This is a genomic window from Stenotrophomonas sp. STEN021 (genome assembly GCF_056760175.1).
In genome coordinates this window covers 1-4,893 of the sequence record NZ_JBRREH010000145.1, presented here as the reverse complement: position 1 = coordinate 4,893, position 4,893 = coordinate 1, and the positions used below count along the sequence as shown (strand labels likewise).

At 63.3% G+C, this 4,893-nt stretch carries 5 protein-coding genes; 4 read left to right on the top strand and 1 reads right to left on the bottom strand.

From position 1 onward, the window contains the following. Window positions 1–485: 485 nt before the first annotated feature. The gene (locus tag ACVOL0_RS20020; RefSeq protein WP_481550572.1) at window positions 486–818 is read right to left on the bottom strand and encodes a ComEA family DNA-binding protein; all 333 of its coding nucleotides are present in this window, start codon (window positions 816–818) and stop codon (window positions 486–488) included. 234 nt (window positions 819–1,052) lie between these two features. Between ACVOL0_RS20020 and ACVOL0_RS20015 the strand changes: the two genes are divergently transcribed. From ACVOL0_RS20015 to murU, 4 genes are all read left to right on the top strand, one after another. Further along, a complete protein-coding gene (locus ACVOL0_RS20015) occupies window positions 1,053–2,546 on the top strand; it encodes a M20 family metallopeptidase (protein ID WP_481550571.1) in 1,494 nt (497 codons plus the stop codon). Window positions 2,547–2,639: 93 nt separating this feature from the next. Continuing rightward, entirely contained in the window at window positions 2,640–2,912 is a 273-nt protein-coding gene (locus ACVOL0_RS20010) for a GlsB/YeaQ/YmgE family stress response membrane protein (RefSeq protein ID WP_313493161.1), read from the top strand. A 46-nt stretch (window positions 2,913–2,958) separates the two neighbouring features. After that, window positions 2,959–3,969, top strand: a complete 1,011-nt coding sequence (locus tag ACVOL0_RS20005; RefSeq protein WP_481550570.1) for an aminoglycoside phosphotransferase family protein — start codon at window positions 2,959–2,961, stop codon at window positions 3,967–3,969. After that, the gene (gene murU / locus ACVOL0_RS20000; protein ID WP_481550569.1) at window positions 3,966–4,667 is read left to right on the top strand and encodes an N-acetylmuramate alpha-1-phosphate uridylyltransferase MurU; all 702 of its coding nucleotides are present in this window, start codon (window positions 3,966–3,968) and stop codon (window positions 4,665–4,667) included. The genes ACVOL0_RS20005 and murU overlap by 4 nt, the downstream gene beginning before the upstream one ends. Window positions 4,668–4,893: the final 226 nt, after the last annotated feature.

Genomic DNA, 4,893 nt, shown 5'->3' with positions numbered 1-4,893 from the left:
GGCCCGAAACCGGGGCAGTCAACCGCGATACGGTTTCGCAGCTGAATCAACCAGGCCAAATAGACAGCGCAAGGACCCGCTTTTGTGGGAGCGGCGTGAGCCGCGAAGCTGGTGGTACTGACGCAATTGGCAGTTGGGCGATCTGATTTTGTATCAGCTTCGCGGCTGACGCTGCTCCCACAAACAACCACAGCCCCGGCAGCAGCCGGGCAGCGGAGCCGAAAAGCTCGAATCAAGGTTCTTACGGATCCGGAATCGCCCATCCTGATTTCCGGTCCAACGCCCAAAAACCAGCAAGGCCCGGGTTTCCCCGGGCCTTGCCGTTTCCAAAGAGCACAGACAGAAAAATCGCCCGGCTGCACGTCACTGTGCAACACCGGACGATCTCACATCCTTGTTGGCATCCTGCCAGCCCCCAGCGTCCTGCCCTTGTTGGGTTCCTGGTGATCCGCCATCCAGGCGGGTCACTATTCGATTCCTTCCGCTCAGCGCCTTTCAACCGGCTGCGCAGCTACCGTCCCGGTAGCTTTCTTGGCGGGGGCAGTTCCAGCCCGCGCCTCGATCAGGTCACGATTCCGTTCGACCGTCTTCAATCCGATTCCTTTCACCAGCGCCAGTTCCTCGACACTTTTGAAGGGCCCGTTGGCCTGTCTGTGTTCGACGATTGCCTGCGCCTTGGAAGGGCCGACATTCACCAACACCTGATTCAGCTCCGCCGCGGAGGCGGTATTGATGTCGACCTTGTCCTTGGCGTGCGCCGTAAGGGTCAACAACAATGCGAGAATCAGAGACTGCAGCGTTACGGTAAAAAGCTTCATCGCTGTACTCCTTGTGGCTTGTTGGCTGATTGGCTGGCTATCCCGCCGGTCGAATCAGTGTCCCGCGCCACATGAACACAGAATATCCGGAGCACGTCGGGCGAACAGCCAGCCAACCACCCGGGCCCTTGTAGGAAAAGTCCTACAAAAATTCACTGATGAAACCGCCGCCAGCCCCCTCTACCAGGGAGCGGCGTAGAATGGTTACACCTGACATTGCTACCGGAGATCCAGATGGACAGCGCCAAGATCGGCCAATTTCTCAGCGACAAGTGGGACAACGACATCGTCCCGCAATTGGTCGATTACATCCGCATTCCCAACAAGTCGCCGATGTTCGACGCCAACTGGGTCGCCAACGGCTACATGGAACAGGCCGTAACTCTGATGGAGAGCTGGGCCAAGGCGCAGACCATCCCCGGCCTGCAGGTCGAGGTCGTTCGTCTGGAAGGCCGCACCCCGCTGCTGTTCTTGGAAATCCCGGCCACCGGCCCGGAAACCGGCGACGACACCGTGCTGCTCTATGGCCACCTGGACAAGCAGCCGGAAATGACCGGTTGGGATGAGGACCTGGGCCCGTGGATTCCGGTGCTGCGCGGCGACAAGCTGTACGGCCGTGGCGGCGCGGATGATGGCTATGCCATCTTCGGTTCGCTGGCCGCAGTGTTGGCGCTGCAGGAACAAGGCCTGCCGCACGCCCGCTGCGTGATCCTGATCGAAGCCTGCGAAGAGTCCGGCTCCTACGATCTGCCGGCCTACGTCGACCATCTGGCCGAACGCATCGGCCAGCCCTCGTTGGTGGTCTGCCTGGATTCGGGCTGCGCCAACTACGACCAGCTGTGGTGCACCACCTCGCTGCGCGGCCTGACCGGCGGCAACTTCACCGTCAAGGTGCTCAACGAGGGCGTGCACTCCGGTGACGCCTCCGGCGTGGTGCCGTCCAGCTTCCGCCTGCTGCGCCAGCTGCTGTCGCGCATCGAGGACGAGAACACCGGCCGCATCCTGCTCGACGGCCTGCACGTGGAAGTGCCGGCGGAGCGCCTGGAGCAGGCCAAGCGCGCTGCCGATGTCGTCGATACCGCCATCTTCGACAAGTTCCCGCTGGTCGACGGCCTCAAGCCGATGAGCGATGAACTGACCGAACTGGTACTCAACCGCACTTGGCGCCCGGCCCTGTCGGTGACCGGCATCGGCGGCATGCCGCCGCTGGAATCGGCCGGCAACGTGCTGCGCCCGGAAACCTCGGTGAAGCTGTCGCTGCGCCTGCCGCCGACCGCCAATGGCAAGGTCTGCGGCGAGCTGCTGAAGGAAGCCCTGCTGCGTGATCCGCCGAACGGCGCCCACGTCAGCCTTGACCTGGAAAAGGCCTCCACCGGCTGGAACGCACCGGCCATGGCGTCGTGGCTGGAGCAGTCCATCGATGCCGCCAGCCAGGCCTTCTTCGGCAAGCCGGCGATGTACATGGGCGAAGGCGGCTCGATCCCGTTCATGGGCATGCTGGGTGAGAAGTTCCCGGGTGCGCAGTTCATGATCACCGGCGTGCTGGGCCCGCATTCCAACGCCCATGGCCCGAACGAGTTCCTGCACATCCCGATGGGCAAGCGCGTCACCTCCTGCGTGTCCAAGGTGCTGTTCGACCACCACGCGGCCAGCCTGCGCGGTGAGACCAGCGGTTCGCCGGTTGCCGCCGACAGCGGCACCCGTCACGGCGGCCACGGCTGCTGCTGATCGGTCCGACGCTGTTGGTCGGATGTTGATGGTTTGATGACGAACGCAGCCTGGCCTTGCTAGGCTGCGTTTTTCTTAGGCACGGACAAGAACATGAGCGGACTGTTTGGCAGCGACAGCTGGCTGTACATCATCCTGATCGGCTTCTTCGTTGGCCTGCTTGGGCGCTTCTTCATGCCCGGCAACAACCGCATGGGCTGCCTGCTGACCATCGTGCTCGGCGTTGCCGGTGCGGTATTTGCCGGTTGGTTCGGCCGTGAGATGGGCTGGTATTCGGCGGGTCAGCCAGCCGGCTTCGTTGGCTCCATCATTGGCGCGATCGCCCTGCTTGCGCTGTTGCGCCTGATCAGCGGCGGCAAGCGCTGATTCCCCACCAACGGCGCCTGCGGGCGCCGCTTCACTTGTAGTGTCCATGAACGATCCCGCTTCCGATCCGCTGCGCGCCGAACAACGCCTGCAGTGGGCAGCCGCCGCACTCGGCGACCCCGCAACCACCCTCGAACGCGCATCGGTCGATGCCGGCTTCCGCAGCTATTGGCGCAGCACCAGCAGGCGCGGCAGCCACATCGTGATGGACTCGCCGCCAGGGCTGGAAGATGTGCGGCCATGGCTGCGCATGCACGACCTGCTGGAGCCCAACAACGTACGCGTGCCGCAGGTGCTGGCGCGCGATGTCGACAACGGCTTCCTGCTGCTGGAAGACCTTGGCGGGCCGACACTTGCGCGTTTCATCAACGACGACAATGCCGATGCGTGGTTTGATGCCAGCTTCACCCAGCTGATCCGGCTGCAGTCGATCCCGGTACCCGAGGGCATGGGCGCGTTCGGCGAGGCGCTGCTGCAGCGTGATGCCGGCCTGTTTGAAGAATGGTTCGTGCAACGCCACTTGGGCCTTGCCTTGGATTGCGGCGAAAGCGAGCAGCTGCAGCTGGTGCAACGGCGCCTGATGGACAACGCATTGAACCAACCGCAGGTACTGACGCATCGCGATTTCATGCCACGCAACCTGATGCCGGTCGATGGCGGTCCGGCGGTGCTGGACTTCCAGGATCTGGTCAGCGGACCAATTGCCTACGATCCGGCCAGCCTGTTCAAGGATGCCTTCCTGAGCTGGCCGCTGGAAAAAGTGGACGCCTGGCTTGCGCGCTACCACGCACAGGCGCTGGTCGCAGGCCTGCCGGTACGGCCGTGGCCGCAGTTCCTGCGCGATGCCGACTGGATGGGCGTGCAGCGTCACCTGAAAATCCTCGGCATCTTCGTGCGCCTGCGTGATCGCGACGGCAAGGGGCATTACTTCGAGGACGCACCGCGTTTCATCCGCTACCTGGATGAAGTGCTGCCGCGTTATCCGGAATTGGCGCCACTGCTGGAGCTGTTCGAACGTCGATTCAAGCCGGCGATCGCTGCCAAGGCCGCTGCATGAAGGCGCTGATCTTTGCCGCCGGGCTGGGTGAGCGCATGCGTCCGCTCACCGACCGCACGCCCAAGCCGCTGTTGCCCGTGGCCGGTACGCCACTGATCGAATGGCACCTGCAGCGCCTGTCCGCACTGGGCGTGAGCGACGTGGTGGTCAACACCAGCTGGCTGGCCACGCAGTTCCCCGAGCAGTTGGGCGATGGCAGCCGCTGGAACCTGCGCCTGCATTATCTGTACGAAGGCCCGGTGCCGCTGGAAACCGGTGGCGGCATGCACAACGCGCTGCCGCTGCTGGGCGATGCGCCGTTCCTGGCGGTCAATGGCGATATCTGGAGCGACTTCGATTTCGCCAGCCTGCCGCTGGAACCAAAGGGCAATGCGCATCTGCTGATGGTCGACAATCCCGGGCACCATCCTCGCGGCGATTTCATTCTGGATGCCGACGGCCTGCTGCACGACAACGGCGAACAAGCGCGCCTGACCTTCGCCGGCATCGGCGTGTACCGACCGCAGCTGCTGCAGGACTGGCGGAACGTGATTGGCAATGCAGACGGCAGCACGGAAATCCCACCGCGCTTCAAGCTGGCGCCCTTGCTGCGCGCGGCGATGGCCAGCAACAGCATCAGTGGCCAGCATCACCAGGGCCGCTGGACCGACGTAGGCACCCCCGAGCGCCTGCAGCAGCTGGAAGACCAGCTCTTGTAGGAGCGGCGTAAGCCGCGAAGCAAGTGAAGACTCAGATACACAGATGCCTGCAATTGCAGGCATCTTCGTTTACGGACGCGACACCGGCTTCGCGGCTTACGCCGCTCCTACAAAAGCCGCGTCAGCCAACCGTTTGTGGGAGCGGCGTGAGCCGCGAAGCAGATGTCTTGTCTGCAAGAAAAATGCCTGCGATTGCAGGCATTTTTGTATCTGACACCTCAGTTGC